Origin of the sequence: Mesorhizobium sp. M8A.F.Ca.ET.057.01.1.1 (genome assembly GCF_003952565.1) — a bacterium.
Lineage (GTDB): Bacteria > Pseudomonadota > Alphaproteobacteria > Rhizobiales > Rhizobiaceae > Mesorhizobium.
In genome coordinates this window covers 1425051-1441636 of sequence record NZ_CP034454.1, presented here as the reverse complement: position 1 = coordinate 1441636, position 16586 = coordinate 1425051, and the positions used below count along the sequence as shown (strand labels likewise).

The following is a 16586-nucleotide window of genomic DNA, read 5'->3' as shown; positions in this document are numbered from 1 at the left end:
ATTGCCGTCCTGTTGTCCGCCTCAGTTCAAGGTGAAGCTCAGGCCGGCGCCGACACCGACATTTCCACCCGCCGCCGTGCCCGACACATTGCCACGGATGCGGCCATCCTCGCTGGTGTAGCCAGCGCCGAAGGCAAAGGCGCTCGAATCCCGCCAGAAGCCGCCGCCGGCCGCCACGCTCAGCTTGCCGGGACGGTCGTCATAGCGTAGCGAAGCTGCCGCCAGTCCGATTGCCGCCGCCTGCCGTGCCTCGTCCCTGATGCCGCTGATGTCGGAATTGAGCTGGCTGAACTTCTGGTCGGTATAATTGTTGGCCTGCTGCAACGTCGTGACCGCCACCTGGTCGGTATAGGTCTTGCTCTGAGCCAGGTTCAGGTTCAGCTGGTTGACGTTGACCGCGTCGGTGCCGGTAACACCGGGGCCGACATTGGAGATGACGACAGGCGCATTCGGGTCGCCGCCCTGCAGCGTTATCTTGTTGGTCTTGGTCGTCGATCCGTCCGGATTGGTGACGGTGTCGTATTGCACGGTGTTTTGGACGGTGCCGCCGATGCCGCCGATCGTCTTGGTCAGGTCCTCGATCGCCGTGTTGGTGGCGTAGAGCTGCGACCCGTTGATCGCATCGGTGCTGCCGGAGGAAACGCGTCCGGCGGCGACATTGGTGATCGTCCGCTCGGAGCCGGCATCGCCGACGCTGACGGTGCCCGTCGGGGTCGTGCCGGCGAAGGCGTAGGTCTTGCCGTTGATGGTGGTGCTGGAGGTGCCGACGGCGGCCTGCGACACCGAACCAGAACCGAGCGCCACGTCGCTGGCGTTGTTGGCCTTGGCGCCCTGGCCGAGCGCCACCGCGCCCTGCCCCGTGGCTGTCGAGCCATTGCCGGCGGCAAGGCTGTTTGTGCCGCTGGCCACGCTGGCCGGCCCGATCGCGACGCTGTCGGTGCCGCTGGCGGTGGAGTCGGCCAGCGTCGAATTGGCGTGGAAATACTTGATGCCGCCGCCATTGCTGATGTTGGTCAGCGCATTGTCGACGGCCGTGAAGCCGTCATAGACGGTCGAATAGTTGTTGCCCTGGATGGTGTAGGTCGGGCCAGTGATCGAGCCGTCGGGATTGACCGTGGTGCCGCCGCCGAACAGGTTGGAAACGTTTTGCGAGACGCCGCGCAGCTGCGAGACGTTGACGGCATCGGTCCCGGCTGAGCCCGCCGCGACATTGGTGAGCTTGCGCTCGGCGCCCGCGGCCCCGATCGATACTTCGCCCGCGGAAGTCTGCGGGGCGGTCAGGCCAAAGGCGGCGTAGCCGGCCTGCGCGCCAACCGTGGTGGTTGACGACGCACCCAGTGCGACGCTGTTGGCGAAGGTGCTCTGGGCGCCGGCGCCGAGCGCCACCGACTGAATGCCCGATGCGGTCGAGTCGGTGCCGAGCGCGATGCCGTCGGCCAGCATCACATGAGCGTTCTGGCCGATGGCGGTGCCGCCGGGCGCCGTCTGGTCGACGATGGCGCCATTGCCGATACCGATGCCGTTGTCTCCGTTGACGACCGTGGTCGGGCCGACCGCGACCGATTCCGCTCCGACCGCCAGCGAATCGCCAGCTGTCGAATTGGCATGGAAATATTTCGTCGAGGTGGCAGAGACCGCAGCGATCGCCCCCGCCAGCTGGCGCACCGTCACGGCGTCCTGGTCCTGCGTGCCGTCGGCGACGTTGGTGATCTGTCGGTAAGATGTGGCGGTACCGACCGAAACCGCGCCGAGCAGTGCCTTGTCGGTGGTGTTGTATTGGATGAAGTTCGACGGACCGGCGGCGATCTGCCCGGAAGCGGGAGCGATCGCACGATCGGAGACCGATCCCCAGCCGAGCGCCACACTGCCGTCGATGCTGGCCGCGCTGTCGCGGCCGAGCGCCAGCCCGCTGACGCCGGTCGCGGTCGCCTGGTAGCCGACGGCCGTGGAGCCGACGCCCTGTGCGAAGGAGTCCGTTTGCGCCAAGCCGGCCTCGTTGGTGCGCGCGTAGCGGATGCCCACGCCATTGGCGTCGGTATAGGCGGTCGACGTATCGCCGGCGATGTTGTTGATCGTGTTGCCGAGATTGGTCACGCCGCTGCCGATATTGGCAATGTCGGTCGTGTTCTGCGTCACTTGCTGGTTCGTGGCGAAGAGCTGCGAACCATTGACGGCGTCGGTCGAACCGCCGTTCAACTGACCGGCCGCGACATTCTGGATCTGGCGTTCGGCGCCCGCCGCGCCGACCGAGAAGGCGCCCGCCGGCGTGGTGCCGGCGAAGGTGTAGTTGACCCCGCCGATGGTCGCGCCGCCGACCGCCGTCGTCGCGCCCGATGCCGAATTCAGCCCGATCGCCACGTCGCCAGCGTTGTTGGCCACCGCGTTCGGGCCGACAGCAACGGAATTGGTGCCCAGAGCCTGAGAATCCGGCAAGGTCGAATTGGCATGGAAATACTTGATGCCGCCGCCGACATTGATGTTGTTGACGGCGGCGCCGATGGCATCGACCGCCTGGTTGGTGGCGAAGAGCTGCGAACCATTGACCGCGTCGGTCGAGAGCGCACTGATCCGCCCCGCCGCCAGGTTGGTGAGCGTGCGCTCGGCGCCGGGCGCGCCGATGCTGACCGTCGAGGTTGGCGTGGTGCCCTGGAAGGCATAGGTCGTGCCGTTGATGACCGCGCTCGGCGTGCCAACCGCCACCGCTGTCACCGAACCCGAGCCAAGCGCCACGTCGCCGGAGCTTGCCGCCGCCGTCGCGCCATTGCCCAGCGCGACATTGCCCGCGAGGCCGGCGGCGCCCGCCGTCGAGCCGTTGCCCAAAGCCACCGAACCTTGTCCGATCGCCTTGTTGTTGTTGCCGATGGCGACCGCGCCGTTGGCCATGTTCGCGGCAGTGGCGGTTGCCGTACCATCGCTGTTGGCGATGTTGTTGGCGCCACCGGTAAACGCGCCGGTGCCGCTCGCATAGCTCGGATCGCCGATGGCGACCGCACCATCGCCGTAAGCGGTGTTGCCGGCGCCGATGGCCACGGCCTTGCCGCCAGCGGCGGTCGCGCCCGTGCCGATGGAGACGGAGTCGGCGGAGAGCGCGGCGGACTGCAGACCGACCGCGATGGCGTTGGTTGCGGTCGCCTGGCTTTCGCGTCCCATCGCAAGGGCGTCGTCCGCGGATGCCGTCACGTCCGTGCCGATGCCGATGGCGTTGTCTCCACTGGCGCTCGTCGCGAAAGTGCTCGAGCCGACATAGACGGCGCCTATCCCCGACGCCCTCGTCCCAGCGCCGAGAGAGATGGAGTTCAGGGCGCTGCTTTGTGCGCCGCGGCCGAGCGCGGTACTGTTTAATCCGGTGGCGCGGGCTTCGCGTCCGACGGCGGTGGTATTGTCGGCGCTGGCTACGGTGCCGATGCCGAGCGCGGTACTGTCGAGTCCGCCGGCGCTGGCGCTGACACCGGCAGCGAGGGAATTGTCTCCTGTGGCATTCGCGCCGGACCCGAACGAGGAGGCGTTTGCGCCGCTGGCAACGGCGACGTTGCCAACCGCTGTGCTGGCGGTGCCACTCGCCTTTGAGGTGGTGCCCATGGCGATGGCGTCCTGCGCACTCGCATTGGCTTGCTTGCCGACCGCCGTGCCATCTACGCCGTTCGCCGTGGCGCCCAGTCCCAGCGCGGTTGCGTTCGCGGCGGTCGCCGCGGCGTTGTTGCCGAGCGCCGTGGTCGATACGTCCGTGGCCTGCGCGCCGGAACCCGCCGCGACGGAGCCTACCCCGCTCGACACGGCCTGGTTGCCAAGCGCCAGTGCGAAATTGCCCGAAGCGTTGGCGACGTTGCCAAGGGCTTGCGAGTTCAACCCCGCGGCGCTCGCCTGATTGCCAATCGAAACGGCATTCGTTCCGGTGGCTTTGGCCAGGTAACCCATCGCCGTAGTTCCGACACCGGAGGCCGCAGCCCCGTTGCCGATTGCCGTGGACTGGTTCGCCGACGCAGTTGCGGAAGTTCCGAACGCGCTAGCCCCTGTCCCGGTCGCGGAAGAGCTCGAACCCACGGCGGCCGACCATGCCCCCGTTGAGGCTGAGCCTGTGCCGAGCGCAACGGCCTCGAACGTGAAGCCAGAAGGAGCGGTGCCGCTTGCGTTGGCATTCACGCCGATGGCAACGGGAGAACCGCCTCCCGTTCCGGCGTTCGCCTTGGCGCCTACCCCCATGGCTATGGCGGAACCGTTTGAAGACGAGGCGTTGGACGACAATCCAATCGCCACCGAGGCACCTCCCGAAGCAGTGGCCGTTGAGCCCAGCGCGACGGCATTCGCCCCGTTTGCGGTGCTGTTGACACCAAAGGCCGATGCTCCGTCCACGAGTGCGCGGGCATTCCCGCCTACGGCAAGAGCGTTGACGCCGTTGGCGTTCGCGAAGACACCTATGCCTATGGCGTTGAGGCCTGTCGCACTCATCGTATAGCCGATGGCGATCGAAGCGTTGCCTGTTGCGGTGATACTGGTGCCCAACGCCACGCCATCGTTGCCGTTCACCTGGGCGCCAGTCCCGATGGCGGTTGAAGCAGAGCCTGTAGCGGTGCTGCCGCAACCGATAGCTGTGCTTTGCACCCCTGCAGAGGGAGTCGTGCAGTTCGCGGTGTTGGTCAGAACCCCGTTCCCGATGGCAAGCTGGGCGAACGCCGTCTGTGGGGCCATCACTCCTGTGACGGCAAGCAGCACCCCAAGTGCGCCGCCGGTTCCAAGCGCCCCAAGCCCGAGCCGGTTGCGCTTCAGGCCGAGCACGCGATGAGCCATGCGCAGTGTCGCCATCAGGCGGCGACGCAGCGAGCGAGAGCCGTGCTCAGCCCCCGCGATCCAGTGCCGTGCGAAATGCGCCGCGCGACGCTGCCCAACAAGCAAGCCGCTTGAAATCTGAGTGTCGGTCATGGTCTTCTCCGCTGGCCGGCATCGAATCGTCTGACAATTCCAGTCCACGGCAGGAAGACATGATTCCTGCCTTCCGTATTTCACGAAATTGCTGTCTTGTGAGAAAAGATCGCAGCATATCGGCAGAGGTTAACGGCTCGTTACCTTAGCCGTTGCTTTAAAATCAAGTAATCAAACAACGCCACCAGAGACGCTTCATCTAACCTTGGCGTTAAACTTTTCCATCCGCGCCTGCAATGGCGTCACCTGTCGGTATTTCTTCATCACAGTGGTAAAATGGCTCTGGCTAGAAAATCCGCAGGAATGAGCGATGTCGGCGATTGTCAAGCGGCCGTCGGCAAGCAGCCTTTCGGCGAGGTCCAGCCGCAGGTCGAGAACATATTGGTGCGGCGGCACGCCGAACGTCCTGGAGAACGCGCGCACAAAGTGAGACGGCGACAATCCGCAGACCGCGGCCATCTCGGCAAGCGTCAGCTTGCGGGTGAAGTTCTCACGCAGAAACTCCTGCACGCGCCGGGCGCCACGGAGGGAAAGCCCGCCTTTCGCGTTGAGCGCCGGCTGCCGTGCGGAGTTGATTCCGGAAACCGGCCCGGGGAAACCATCATCGCCCGGCATTCTTCGGCCTCCTGATACGTCCCAGATGAAGTTCAACCCGAGGCCCCCTTGGCCGTTCCCCTGAAAAACAATTCGTGATTGATCGAAGCGGGCCCGCATAGCCAGCCACTTTCATATGATCAATCCGTCCGGACGGCGAACGATGCGCGGACTGCATGACATTCCAGATGACTCCGGCAAAGCATGGGGCACAGGCCGTAACGGACGTATTTTACAAAACAACGAAAGCTTTGTAGGAAATTCCGGTCCTGGATCGCCGGCCAGCAGGTGTTGCAGCTTTGCCATGGTTCTTCAATTCTTGAGAGAAGCATTGCCGGCTCCGGTTGGTGTTCTCCCCCTGTATTTCTTCATCGTCGCGGCCAGATGGCTTTGATCCGAAAAACCGGCGAGGTAGGCGACTTCGGCGATCGAAAGCTTGCCGCCGGCGAGCAGCCTTTCCGCGAAATCCAGCCGCAAATTGATCAGATAGCGATGCGGCGGCATTCCAAATGTCCTGGTGAACCCGGCGATGAAATGATTGGGGGAGACGCCGGCGACCGACGCGAGTTCGGCAACGAGAATTTTTCGCATGAAACTCTGATTGAGGTATTCCCGCACGCGCCGGCCGCCATCGGTGGAGAGCCCGCCCTTGGGTGATGCCGGCTGCCTGTTTCGGCCGGTATAGGTGCGCAGCAGATGAATGCCGAACAGCGTGACCAGCGAGTCCAGATAAAGCTCATTGGGAGATGCCTGGCCCGTCAGCTCGGCGGTGATCTTCTGGGCGATGGTGAGAGCCCAGAGGTCGACCGTGCCGAACGCCGGCGGCCTGAGTTCCGGATCGCCGATGTCGAACTCATGAGCCGCCAAAGCCGACAGTGCTTCGGGAGAGATGGAGACCACGGCGTTTTCCCTGGTCGCGGACCAGGCAAGATTGCTGTCCACGCCGGCGGGATTGATGACGAGACACCCGACCGGCGCATCGTATTCCTGGAGCTTGTCGCTGCCGAGCGAGGCCTTCAACTTGCGTATGGGCGCAAGCACGATGCCTACGGAGTGTTCCTTGGCCAGGAATGCCTGCGAGCCGGGCCCGCGGACGGAATAGATCACGCTTCCTTGCGCGGTGGCCCTTCGCGGACCGGCACTTTCAGGAATGATGTCCAGGACGAATCGAGCTGTCCGCTCCCGATCGATGCCTCGGGAAACGCCGCTTTCCCGAGCCTCGTCCGCATTTTTCATTCGCGCTGCCTCAGCCGTATCGACGCTGCTTCGAATCCCCTTTTTCCCGACCCGAACGCAGCGTAACGCACACACCTTGGCTTGGGAAGAACTCCCACGCGCAAAGAAAAATCTTTATTCGAGAAAAGAAAGAAAAAATGGCCAGCGAACGGAGTTGACGAGCGTTTTTTCGCCTGGTGCGAGGTCTTCGTCATCCGGGATTTCGTCGATCGGTCCTGACACGACCGGTCATGCGATTCTGTATTCTCGTCAACGGCTGATTGAGGCTGGTGGCGCAGCGTGCGCGGATCATAACCTGTCTGCGAGATCGACGCCTGCGGTGTGGATCCGGTGATTGGCAGCCGCTGCTAGAGATCACCGCGCCGTTTCTCGTACAGATCCCAGGCGAGTTCTACGAAAGCCAGAAGAACGTCGTCCCGATTCCAGCCGGCAGCCACCGCCGCCTGGACGATCTCATCGATGAGAGGCAGCAACTGGTCCTCGCACGCGCCCGACATATCGCCGTCGCCCACGGGTGGCCCCCGGAAGTTGAACGTCATCATTCGGCGCCCCCCTCGCCTTCAATCCAAGTGTTACATCGGTAATTTCATTCCCTCTGATATACAATAGATACGGTACCAAAGAACAGGAAGCCCCGGAGGACCAAAGCAACACAGGACGATGCCGGATCCCACCGGCTCTAAGCTTTCCTCTGGGCCAGAGTGGGCTTTCCCAAAGGGAACTCCGTCGAAGCTTGATCGAGCAATTGCTCAACGCTCGAACGGCCGCCCGCTGGCAGCAGGAGAGCAATGCTACGCTGCGGAGCTCTCGCGATCAATGGCGCGCCTGCTGCCGCGCGTCGCCTCGTGGCGGTTGGTGGCGTTACGATTCGGCTCCGTCGCCCATGCTTTTTGGTCAGCCGCCAAAGCGCGGTTCGGCGATACCCTTGATTCCAAGGCCGGTGATGGCGAACAGGCTGCCGCGCAGGACGCCGTCGCCGGGAAAGCGCGGCAGCGGGCCGCGTCAGAAGGCGACCTGGTCACCGCCCTTCAATGACAGGATTTCGCGCGCCTCGTCCGGTGTCGCCACTTCCATGCCGAGCCCTTCGATGATCTTGCGCGCCAGCACGACCTGCTCGGCATTCGATTTGGCCAGTTTGCCCTTGCCGGCCCACAGGCTGTCCTCCAGCCCAACGCGGATGTTGCCGCCAAGGGCGGCCGATTGCGCGGCGATGCGCAACTGGCTGGCACCGGCGCCCAGAACCGACCAGCGGAACTGGTCGCCGAACAGCCGGTCGGCGGTGCGCTTCATGTGGGCGACGTCTTCCGGATGCGTGCCGATGCCGCCGAGCAGCCCGAACACCGACTGCACGAAGAATGGCGGCTTCACCAACCCGCGATCGGCGAAATGAGCGAGATTGTAGAGATGGGCGATGTCGTAGCACTCGAACTCGAAGCGCGTGCCATTGTCGTAGCAGGTCGCCAGAATGTATTCGATGTCCTTGAACGAATTGCGGAAGACGAGATCGCGCGTCGCTTCCAGATGTGGCCTTTCCCAGTCGAATTTGAAGGTCTCGTATTTGTCGGCGAGATGATAGAGCCCGAAATTGATCGAACCCATGTTGAGCGAGGCCACTTCCGGTTTGAACTGAGCTGCGGGCTTCACCCGCTCCTCGACCTTCATGTAGGGGCTGCCGCCGGTGGTGATGTTGATGGCGGCATTGGTGCCTTGCTTGACGCGCGGCAGGAAGCGGGCAAAAGCCTCCGGCGTCTGGTCGGGCTTGCCGGTCTCGGGGTCGCGGGCATGCAGGTGCAGGATTGCGGCACCGGCTTCCGCCGCCGCGATCGCTTCCGACGCGATCTGGTCCGGCGTGATCGGCAGATAGGGCGACATGGTCGGCGTGTGGATCGCTCCGGTCACCGCGCAGGTGATGATGACCTTGCCCCTGGCCACCGTGGCGCTGGGCTTGCTGCTGGTTTCTTTCATCGTCCGAACTCCTGATCCGATTTCTTCTTGTGCGCCGCCAGCGCCATCAGCCTGCGATCGCGCCACACTTGCCGCTCGCCGAGTTTTTCCCTGGGCAAGCGCTTGCCGCGCTCGGCCTCGACCGTCTCCATCACCTCGCCCGCCCAGTCGACCCGGCGCAGCATCTGCGGGAAGATGTTGGAATAGATGCCCTGGTAACGCTCGACATAGTCGCGCACGCCGCCGGGCGCATTGAGGTCGATGGTCTCGAACGGCCCCATGAAAGACCAGCGCAGCGCCAAGCCGTCGCGGATGCCGATGTCGACATCCTCGACACTGGCATAGCCGTCGGCGACGAGCCGGAACGCTTCCTCCAGCAACGCGCCCTGCAGGCGGTTCATGATGAACCCGTCGAGTTCGCGCTTCATCACCAGCGGCGCATGGCCGGCCTCAATGAGGAAGGCGCGTGTTCTTTCGAGCGTCTCGGCCGATGTCCACGGCGCTGGAACGACCTCGGCGGCGGGAATGAGGTAGGGCGGATTGATCGGATGCACGACAAGGCAGCGATGTCGCCCTTGCAAATGGTCGGTGAATTTCGACGGCGACAGCGCCGAGGTGGAACTGGCGATCACCGCTTGCGGATCGGCAGCAGAGTCGATCAGCGAAAACACCTCACGCTTCACCTCGAGATTTTCCGGCGTGTTCTCCTGGACATGGACCGCACCGGCAAGCGCCTCGCCGAGTTCGGCGACAATGGCGATGCGATCGAGCACGGCGGCGGCGGACTGTCCCCGCAGCAGGTCGTTGGCAGCGAGATCGCCGAGCACACCAGCTATGTAGTCGCGCGCGCCGCCGGTCGCGGCACGGGACTGGTCCCACATGCGCACGTCATGGCCGGCGCGCGCGAAACTGATCGCCCAGGCCCGCCCGATGAATCCGCTGCCGACGATCGCAACCTGCGCCATGGATCTTGCCCTCAAAGTGTTTCGACATTGCCGTCGACGCCGAGCGACTGGCCGGAAATGTTTATCCCCGCATCCGAAAGCAGGAAGGCGACCATCGAGGCGACATCATATGGGCTGGTCATGCGGCGCAGCGAGATGTTCTGCAGATAGCGCCCGGTCATTTCTTCGTGGCTGATACCGATCTGCCTGGCGCGCGCCGAGATGACGCCCTCGATGCGGGGTCCCTCGATGATGCCGGGCAGGATCGCATTGACCCTGATGCCGTGCGGCCCGAGCTCCTTGGCAAGGCTCTGCGTGAAGCCGATCACGCCGAACTTGGCGGCCGAGTAAGGCGTGCGGAAAGCATAGCCGTGACGGCCGGCGGCCGATGACATCGAGACGATCGAGCCGCCTCCCGCCGCCTTGATCATCGGCACGGCGCGCCGCGCGCACAGGAACTGGCCGGTCAGGCAGACATCGAGACAGCGCCGCCAGTCGTCCGGCTCGATCTCGTCGACGCCGCCGGTCGGTCCGGCAATGCCGGCATTGTTGATCAGGGCATCGAGCCCGCCGAGCTTTTCGGCGACCGTCTCGAACAGCCGGTCGACGTCATCTTCGTGTGAGACGTCGGCCTTGACCGCAGCCACCAGATCGATCTTGCCGGGAGCGGCGGCCAGCGCCTCGTCGGACACGTCGCAAACGACGATGCGCGCCCCGAGCCGCGACAGCGTGTCGGCGATGGCGAAACCAATGCCACCGGCGCCCGCTGTCACCAGAACGCGCTGTCCGTTGAGGCCTGCCAGAAATTCCGCCGCCGTTTCAGGTGCCTTTGTGCTCATCGTCCCGTCCTTCATTGTAATTGCCGCTGGCGCAGCGCGATGACGGCGCCCAGAACGAACGGCCCATAAACATTGCCCGCGTCGCATAAGGCAGCGTGGTGCCGGCCGGCCAGCACCATCTGCAGCGCCGTCAGGAGCAGCAAGCCGCCGAGCGCGAAGACCGTACCGTGATTTGATCAAAGATCAATGATGAAATATCATATCGGACGGTGCTGACGCTTGACGCCGCACCCGGAACCTTGCATTTCGGGAGGGTGCGCAGCCTCTGCGCGGGAAGGTTGGCCATGGCCGGAGCGGCGTTCAGGAAGCCTGGTGTCGAGATCACGCCACTGTCCAGGGAAACCCTGCAGGACAGGGTCTATCGACATGTCACCGAATTAATCCTCGACGGCAGCATCGTGCCTGGCGAGATGGTGACGGTGCAAGGCCTCGCCGACGCCTTCGGCGTCAGCCCGATGCCGGTCAGGGAGGCATTGCGGCGGTTGACGGCGGCCAACGCCTTGATGGTCGTTTCAGGCCGCTCGATCGGAATTCCGGCACTCAGCCGCGCCCGCCTCATCGATCTCAGGAATGTCCGCTTCGAGATCGAGGCGATCGCCGCCGCGTGGGCGGCCGAACGCATGGACGAGCACGGCATTGCCCGGCTCGCCCAGCATCTCCACGCCCTCGAACAGGCCAACGCGGCGGGAGACGTCAAATCCTACCTGCGTGCCAACTACGCCTTTCATTTCTCCATCTACCGGGCTGCGGGCTCGGAGAACATCCTCAACATCATCGAGAACCTGTGGCTGCAGATCAGCCCCTATTTCAACATGCTGCACGATTCGGGAAACTATTCGACCGCCAACGAACATCATCAGGAGATGTTCGCGGCCCTGCGTGATCGCGACGGCGAGGCCGTCAAGGCCGCGGTTCGCGCCGATATCGACGCCGCTTTCAATGTCCTGGTTGGCTTGCTCAAATAACCGTGCGCCGGCCGTTCTCTCACCTGCGGAGAAAACCTGGCGGTGCCGCGCGCCCAATGGGTAAGTGTGGACATCGCCGGCTGCATTGCCTTCCGCGGGCGGTCGCTGGATAGTCCTGGCAATGTTCGAGACCCTGGCGATTCACTGGCCCCAAATACTGGCGATCATCTCGGTGGTGATGGCGACCATCGGCATTGCCCATGCGGTCATGACCAAGGAGGACGTCCGCGCCGCCACCGGCTGGGTCGGCATCATGGTGCTGTCGCCGATCCTCGGCGTGCTGATCTATGCCGTAGCCGGCATCAACCGCATCCGCCGCGCCACGATCAGCGCGCAGCGCCCGCTTGCCGAGGGCCTGGTGTCGGCCAAGCATGAGCGCGACGTCGCCGCCGAAGAGGCGCTGATCATCGAGCGCTATGGACAGCGCTTCACCGGCCTCAGAACGCTGGGCGACAGGGTGGCGCGGCGCGCGCTCAACCCGGGAAATGCAATCGACGTGCTGGAAAGCGGCGACGAGGCCTACCCCGCCATGTGCGCGGCGATCGACGGGGCCGAGCGCAGCGTCCTGCTCGAGACCTATATTTTCGACAATGACGCGGTCGGCCTGCTTTTCGTCGAAGCGCTGGCCGGCGCTGTCCAGCGCGGCGTCACCGTCCGTGTGCTGATCGATGCCGTCGGCGCCCGCTACTCCGTCCCCAGCATCCTGGGGCATCTGCGCCGCGCCAACATCACGGCGGATGTCTTCAACGGCAACATCGTCATGGGCCTGCGCTTGCCCTATGCCAACCTGCGGACCCACCGCAAGATCCTGGTGGTCGACGGCACGGTCGCCTTTACCGGCGGCATGAACATCCGCAAGGGTTTTTCGGCGGAATTCGCCGGATCGAACAGCGCCAAGGACACGCATTTCCAGGTCACCGGACCCGTTGTGGCCGATCTCTTCTCGGTCGCCGCGGAAGACTGGCGCTTCGCCTCCAAGGAGGCGCTGAAGGGCGATGCCTGGCGGATCACACCGGTTTCGCCGCCTGCCGGCCAGCCGATGCTGGTGCGTGCGGTCGCATCCGGGCCGGACGCCAGCAACGAAACCAACCACAAAATGCTGATCGGCGCCTTTTCGGTCGCGCGCAAATCGATACGCCTGATGTCGCCCTATTTCCTGCCGGACCGGGAACTGATCAGTGCCTTGGTCACCGCGGCCAGGCGCGGCGTCGAGATCGATGTCGTGGTGCCGGCGGTGAACAACCTCTTCCTCGTCGACCGCGCCATGACCGCCCAATTCGACCAGATCCTGAAGAATTATTGCCGCATATGGCGCACGGAAGGACCCTTCGACCATTCCAAGCTGCTTTCGATCGACGGCGTGTGGGCCTATGTCGGGTCCTCCAACCTCGATGCCCGCTCGCTGCGGCTCAACTTCGAGATCGATCTGGAGGTCCTCGACGCAGGTTTTGCCACCGAGATCGAGACCCGGATCGGATTGGCGATCGAAACGGCTGTTCCAGTGACGCTGGCCTCCTTGCGCGCCCGGCCCTTCATCATCCGCCTGTTTGACCGCATCCTCTGGCTGGGATCGCCCTACCTCTGAGAAACCCTGTCTTTAACAAAATGACGTGTTTGCCCCATAGCGTGTCGCCAACCATGGAACATCGGCCGAAAGACTCTATTTCTAGGTGCATGGTGAGAACAGCAGGGATGATGGGCGCGCTATGCGAATGAACGGGCGCAGCCTGCCGGCCAGCATGCTCCTGTCCATTCGCGACAGGCGGATGCGCAAGGCCAATGCCTTGTCGCCGAAGAAGGACGGCGTTACCGGGACGCTGGTCGCCTCCTACAACGTCCACAAATGCATCGGCGTCGACCGCAAGTTCGATCCCGACCGCACCAGCCGCGTCATCCGCGAGATCGCCCCCGACGTCATCGCCCTGCAGGAGGCCGACAACCGTTTCGGCGACCGTGACGGGCTCCTCGACCTGCACCGTCTCGAACTGGAAACCGGCCTCGTGCCGGTGCCCATTTCGGCAACGGGCAAAGGCCATGGCTGGCATGGCAATGTCCTGCTGTTCAAACGAGGGGTCGTTCGCGACGTACATCAGATCAGGCTTCCAGGTCTCGAACCCCGCGGCGCCGTTGTGGCCGAGATCGATCTCGACGGGAACCAGTCCTTGCGCATCATCGCGGCCCATCTGGGATTGCTGCGCCGCTCCCGCTCGCAGCAGGCCCAGGTCGTGTTGGATATCATGAACAGCCCCGACGAGAAGCCGACGCTCCTGCTGGGCGATCTGAACGAGTGGCGGCTCGGAAACCGCTCCGCGCTTAACACGCTGCACGCAACCTTCGGCCCGCAGCCGCCGGCAGTCCCCACCTTCCCGTCCAACCTGCCGCTGCTGGCGCTCGACCGGATCATGGCCAACCGGCACGGCATGATCGCGACCGTCGAAGCGCATGACACACCGCTGTCGCGCGTGGCCTCCGACCATCTGCCGCTGACCGCCTTCGTTCGCCTGTAGTATGTGGCCGATAACGCCTTGATGTCGCCGGCGTCGCAAAGCGTGTGGATTCGCGCGGAACACCCGGTTCTTCCGAGAGTTTATGTGTGTTGATTATACAGGAGGATGGAATGAAGAAATTGATTTTGGCCTCGGTGCTGGCGTTTGCCGCGACAGCGGCAGCGATTGCGCCAACGCAAGCCGCCAGCCTGACTATCCAGTCCGACGAGGGCAACCAATATTCCTCAGATGACGATTCCGGGATCGTTGTTCGCCGTCATCATGTGCGCCACTATGACAACGAGTATGAGGGCGACCAGAACGCTCAGTACGATGACTACGACAATGGCGGTTACCGCTGGCGCCACCACCGCCATCACCGCTGCCACACAGAAACGATTGTGCATTGGCGCCACCATCACAGAGTGATCGAGGACGTCCGCGTCTGCGGCTGAGGCCGCTCCGTCTCCTGATCTAATCCTTGGCGGGTTGCCGCCAAGGATAGCCGTTGACAGTCGTCGCCTTTCGCCGACGCCGCCATTGCCGCATTGCACAAATTTTCGAGGCATGCCCACAATGCGGGCATGATCCGAACTTCACTCGCCGTCCTGGTGATCGACGAAAACCGCATCCGTGCTTCGATAATCGAGGCTGGCTTGCGCGAGGCGGGCCATCAGCGGGTCACCGTCATCCATGACGTCAGTGGCATTGCGCGCCGCATCGCCGAGATCGAACCCGACGTCATCGTCATCGACCTGGAAAACCCCAACCGCGACATGCTGGAAAACATGTTCCAGCTGTCACGTGCGGTAAAGCGGCCGATCGCCATGTTCGTCGACCGCTCCGACCAGGCCTCGATCGAGGCCGCGGTCGATGCCGGCGTTTCCGCCTATGTCGTCGACGGGTTGAGGCAGGAGCGCGTCAAGCCGATCCTCGACATGGCGGTGAGCCGCTTCAACGCTTTCTCGCGCATGGCGCGCGAACTGGACGAGGCGCGCAGCGAACTCGAGAGCCGCAAGGTGATCGACCGCGCCAAGGGTATCCTGATGAAATCGCGCGGCCTGAGCGAAGAGGCCGCCTATTCGCTGCTGCGCAAGACGGCGATGAACCAGAACCGCAAGATCAGCGATATCGCCCAGAGCCTGGTGACTGCCGCCGGGCTTCTCGGACCGGCGGAGGACGAATAGACATGGGCGCCGAGCATCAGATCACCGCCGGCTTCATGCCGCTTTTCGATAGCGCCGTCCTGGTGGCAGCCGGCGAACTGGGCTTTGCCGCGCGCGAAGGCATCGATCTGGCGCTGCACCGCGAGACCTCCTGGGCCAACATCCGCGACCGCATCGCCATCGGCCATTTCGATCTTGCGCATATGCTCGGACCGATGCCGCTTGCCTGCAATCTCGGCCTCACCCCCTCGCCTCCGAGACCATCGTGCCCTTTTCGCTAGGGCTCGGCGGCAACTGCGTCACCATCTCCAACGCCGTCTGGGCCGGCATGGCGGCGCGCGGCGCCGTACCCGATCTCGATCCGGCTCGCGCTGGCGCGGCCCTCGGTGCGTTCATCCGCGAGCGGGCGGCCGCCGGCCGCGAGGCGCTGCGCTTTGCCGTCGTGCACCCGCATTCCGGGCACAATTACGAACTGCGCTACTGGCTTGCCGCCTGCGGCATCGATCCAGGGCGGCAGATCGAGATCGTCATCGTGCCGCCGCCCTTCATGGCCGACGCGCTGGCCACAGGGCGCATCGACGGCTATTGCGTCGGCGAACCCTGGAACAGCGCCGCTGTGGCGGCCGACACCGGCCATATCGTCACCGTCAAGGCGCTGCTGTGGCGCAACAGCCCGGAAAAGGTGATCGGTGCGCGCAAGGCATGGGCCGAGCAAAATCCCGAGGCCCTGGCTGCACTGCTGCGCGCATTGCATCACTCGGCGCGCTGGTGCCAGGACCCTGCAAATCGCGCCGAACTGGCCGCGCTGATGGCGCAACCCGGCTTCCTTGGCCAGGAGGCGGCCATTCAGATGCCGATCCTGACCGGGCATCTGCGGCTCGGCGGCGGCGCACAGCGGACCGTCGAGGACTTCTTCGTGCCTTCCGACAAGGCCGCCAATTTCCCCTGGAAGAGCCATGCGCTGTGGTTCTACACCCAGATGGTGCGCTGGGGTCATGTCGCGCACACGCCGGAGAATCTCGCCATCGCCCGCGACTGCTACCGGCCCGACCTTTACCGGTCGGCGCTGAAGCCGCTCGGCGTCGCGCTGCCGGGCGCCAATGCCAAGGTCGAGGGTGCGCTGAAGGTGGCGACGCCGGTGGGCTCGGCGGGCGCCAGCCTGGTGCTCGGCCCGGACGGCTTCTTCAACGGCCAGATCTTCGATCCGGACGAGATCGACGCCTATGTCGACAGCCAAAAAACGACCCTCGGGGAAGCCTGATCATTTCTGCGCCATGCTTGCGCATTGCACAAAAATTATGCGCCCCTGTAGGCAAGGTGATCAATGTTTGACCCCAATCGCGGTGGATCGAGTTGCCGCGTGATGCTCCGATCCCACTGATTTCATTTGATGTTGTCTTCCAGAAGGAAGCTGGCACGGTTCCTGCATTGAAATGAGCGAGCCCTTCTCGGGCAACGGAACAGGCGTCCAATGGCGGGCGCCACAGGCAAAGCT

Annotated in this window: 14 protein-coding genes and 1 pseudogene; 7 read left to right on the top strand and 8 right to left on the bottom strand. The window is 64.1% G+C overall.

The window, feature by feature from the left end; translation table 11 throughout:
- Positions 1-21: 21 nt before the first annotated feature.
- From EJ077_RS06375 to EJ077_RS06360, 4 genes are all read right to left on the bottom strand, one after another.
- A complete protein-coding gene (locus EJ077_RS06375) occupies positions 22-4917 on the bottom strand; it encodes a YadA-like family protein (protein ID WP_208700532.1) in 4896 nt (1631 codons plus the stop codon).
- A gap of 195 nt (positions 4918-5112) precedes the next feature.
- Positions 5113-5532, bottom strand: coding sequence for an AraC family transcriptional regulator (locus EJ077_RS06370; RefSeq protein ID WP_245458651.1), 420 nt, complete (start codon positions 5530-5532; stop codon positions 5113-5115).
- Positions 5533-5823: 291 nt separating this feature from the next.
- Positions 5824-6618, bottom strand: a complete 795-nt coding sequence (locus tag EJ077_RS06365) for an AraC family transcriptional regulator (RefSeq protein ID WP_367142386.1) — start codon at positions 6616-6618, stop codon at positions 5824-5826.
- A 476-nt stretch (positions 6619-7094) separates the two neighbouring features.
- A complete protein-coding gene (locus EJ077_RS06360; protein WP_208700526.1) occupies positions 7095-7289 on the bottom strand; it encodes a hypothetical protein in 195 nt (64 codons plus the stop codon).
- A gap of 274 nt (positions 7290-7563) precedes the next feature.
- On the opposite strand from EJ077_RS06360, the gene EJ077_RS06355 reads away from it, so the two are divergent.
- A complete protein-coding gene (locus tag EJ077_RS06355; RefSeq protein ID WP_208700524.1) occupies positions 7564-7782 on the top strand; it encodes a hypothetical protein in 219 nt (72 codons plus the stop codon).
- Here the strand turns inward: EJ077_RS06355 and EJ077_RS06350 are convergent.
- Genes EJ077_RS06350 through EJ077_RS32505 form a run of 4 tightly spaced genes read right to left on the bottom strand, consistent with a single transcriptional unit; the run spans position 7750 to position 10617 of the window.
- Positions 7750-8712 carry a 3-keto-5-aminohexanoate cleavage protein gene (locus EJ077_RS06350; RefSeq protein WP_208700522.1) on the bottom strand — a complete coding sequence of 321 codons (963 nt, stop codon included), beginning with the start codon at positions 8710-8712 and terminating at the stop codon, positions 7750-7752. The two genes, EJ077_RS06355 and EJ077_RS06350, sit on opposite strands and share 33 nt — an antisense overlap.
- Positions 8709-9656, bottom strand: coding sequence for a 3-hydroxyacyl-CoA dehydrogenase (locus tag EJ077_RS06345; protein ID WP_208700520.1), 948 nt, complete (start codon positions 9654-9656; stop codon positions 8709-8711). Before EJ077_RS06345 ends, EJ077_RS06350 begins: the two co-directional genes overlap by 4 nt.
- An 11-nt stretch (positions 9657-9667) precedes the next feature.
- Positions 9668-10474: an SDR family oxidoreductase gene (locus EJ077_RS06340; RefSeq protein WP_135929262.1), complete on the bottom strand. Its 807-nt coding sequence runs from the start codon at positions 10472-10474 to the stop codon at positions 9668-9670.
- Positions 10475-10485: 11 nt separating this feature from the next.
- Positions 10486-10617, bottom strand: coding sequence for a hypothetical protein (locus tag EJ077_RS32505; RefSeq protein ID WP_281040195.1), 132 nt, complete (start codon positions 10615-10617; stop codon positions 10486-10488).
- Between the two features lie 141 nt (positions 10618-10758).
- Here EJ077_RS32505 and EJ077_RS06335 point away from each other — a divergent pair, with 141 nt between their 5' ends.
- The 6 genes and pseudogenes from EJ077_RS06335 (at position 10759) to EJ077_RS06310 (ending at position 16352) form a co-directional block, all read left to right on the top strand.
- Positions 10759-11439 carry a GntR family transcriptional regulator gene (locus EJ077_RS06335; RefSeq protein ID WP_208700519.1) on the top strand — a complete coding sequence of 227 codons (681 nt, stop codon included), beginning with the start codon at positions 10759-10761 and terminating at the stop codon, positions 11437-11439.
- Positions 11440-11560: 121 nt separating this feature from the next.
- Positions 11561-13024: a phospholipase D-like domain-containing protein gene (locus EJ077_RS06330; protein ID WP_208700517.1), complete on the top strand. Its 1464-nt coding sequence runs from the start codon at positions 11561-11563 to the stop codon at positions 13022-13024.
- A 121-nt stretch (positions 13025-13145) separates the two neighbouring features.
- Positions 13146-13946 (top strand): endonuclease/exonuclease/phosphatase family protein, encoded by an 801-nt coding sequence (locus EJ077_RS06325; protein WP_127275589.1) that lies wholly within the window; start codon positions 13146-13148, stop codon positions 13944-13946.
- A gap of 110 nt (positions 13947-14056) precedes the next feature.
- Entirely contained in the window at positions 14057-14380 is a 324-nt protein-coding gene (locus EJ077_RS06320; RefSeq protein ID WP_208700515.1) for a hypothetical protein, read from the top strand.
- 129 nt (positions 14381-14509) lie between these two features.
- Positions 14510-15112, top strand: coding sequence for an ANTAR domain-containing response regulator (locus EJ077_RS06315; RefSeq protein WP_208700513.1), 603 nt, complete (start codon positions 14510-14512; stop codon positions 15110-15112).
- Positions 15113-15114: 2 nt separating this feature from the next.
- Positions 15115-16352: pseudogene (locus EJ077_RS06310) on the top strand (CmpA/NrtA family ABC transporter substrate-binding protein).
- Positions 16353-16586: the final 234 nt, after the last annotated feature.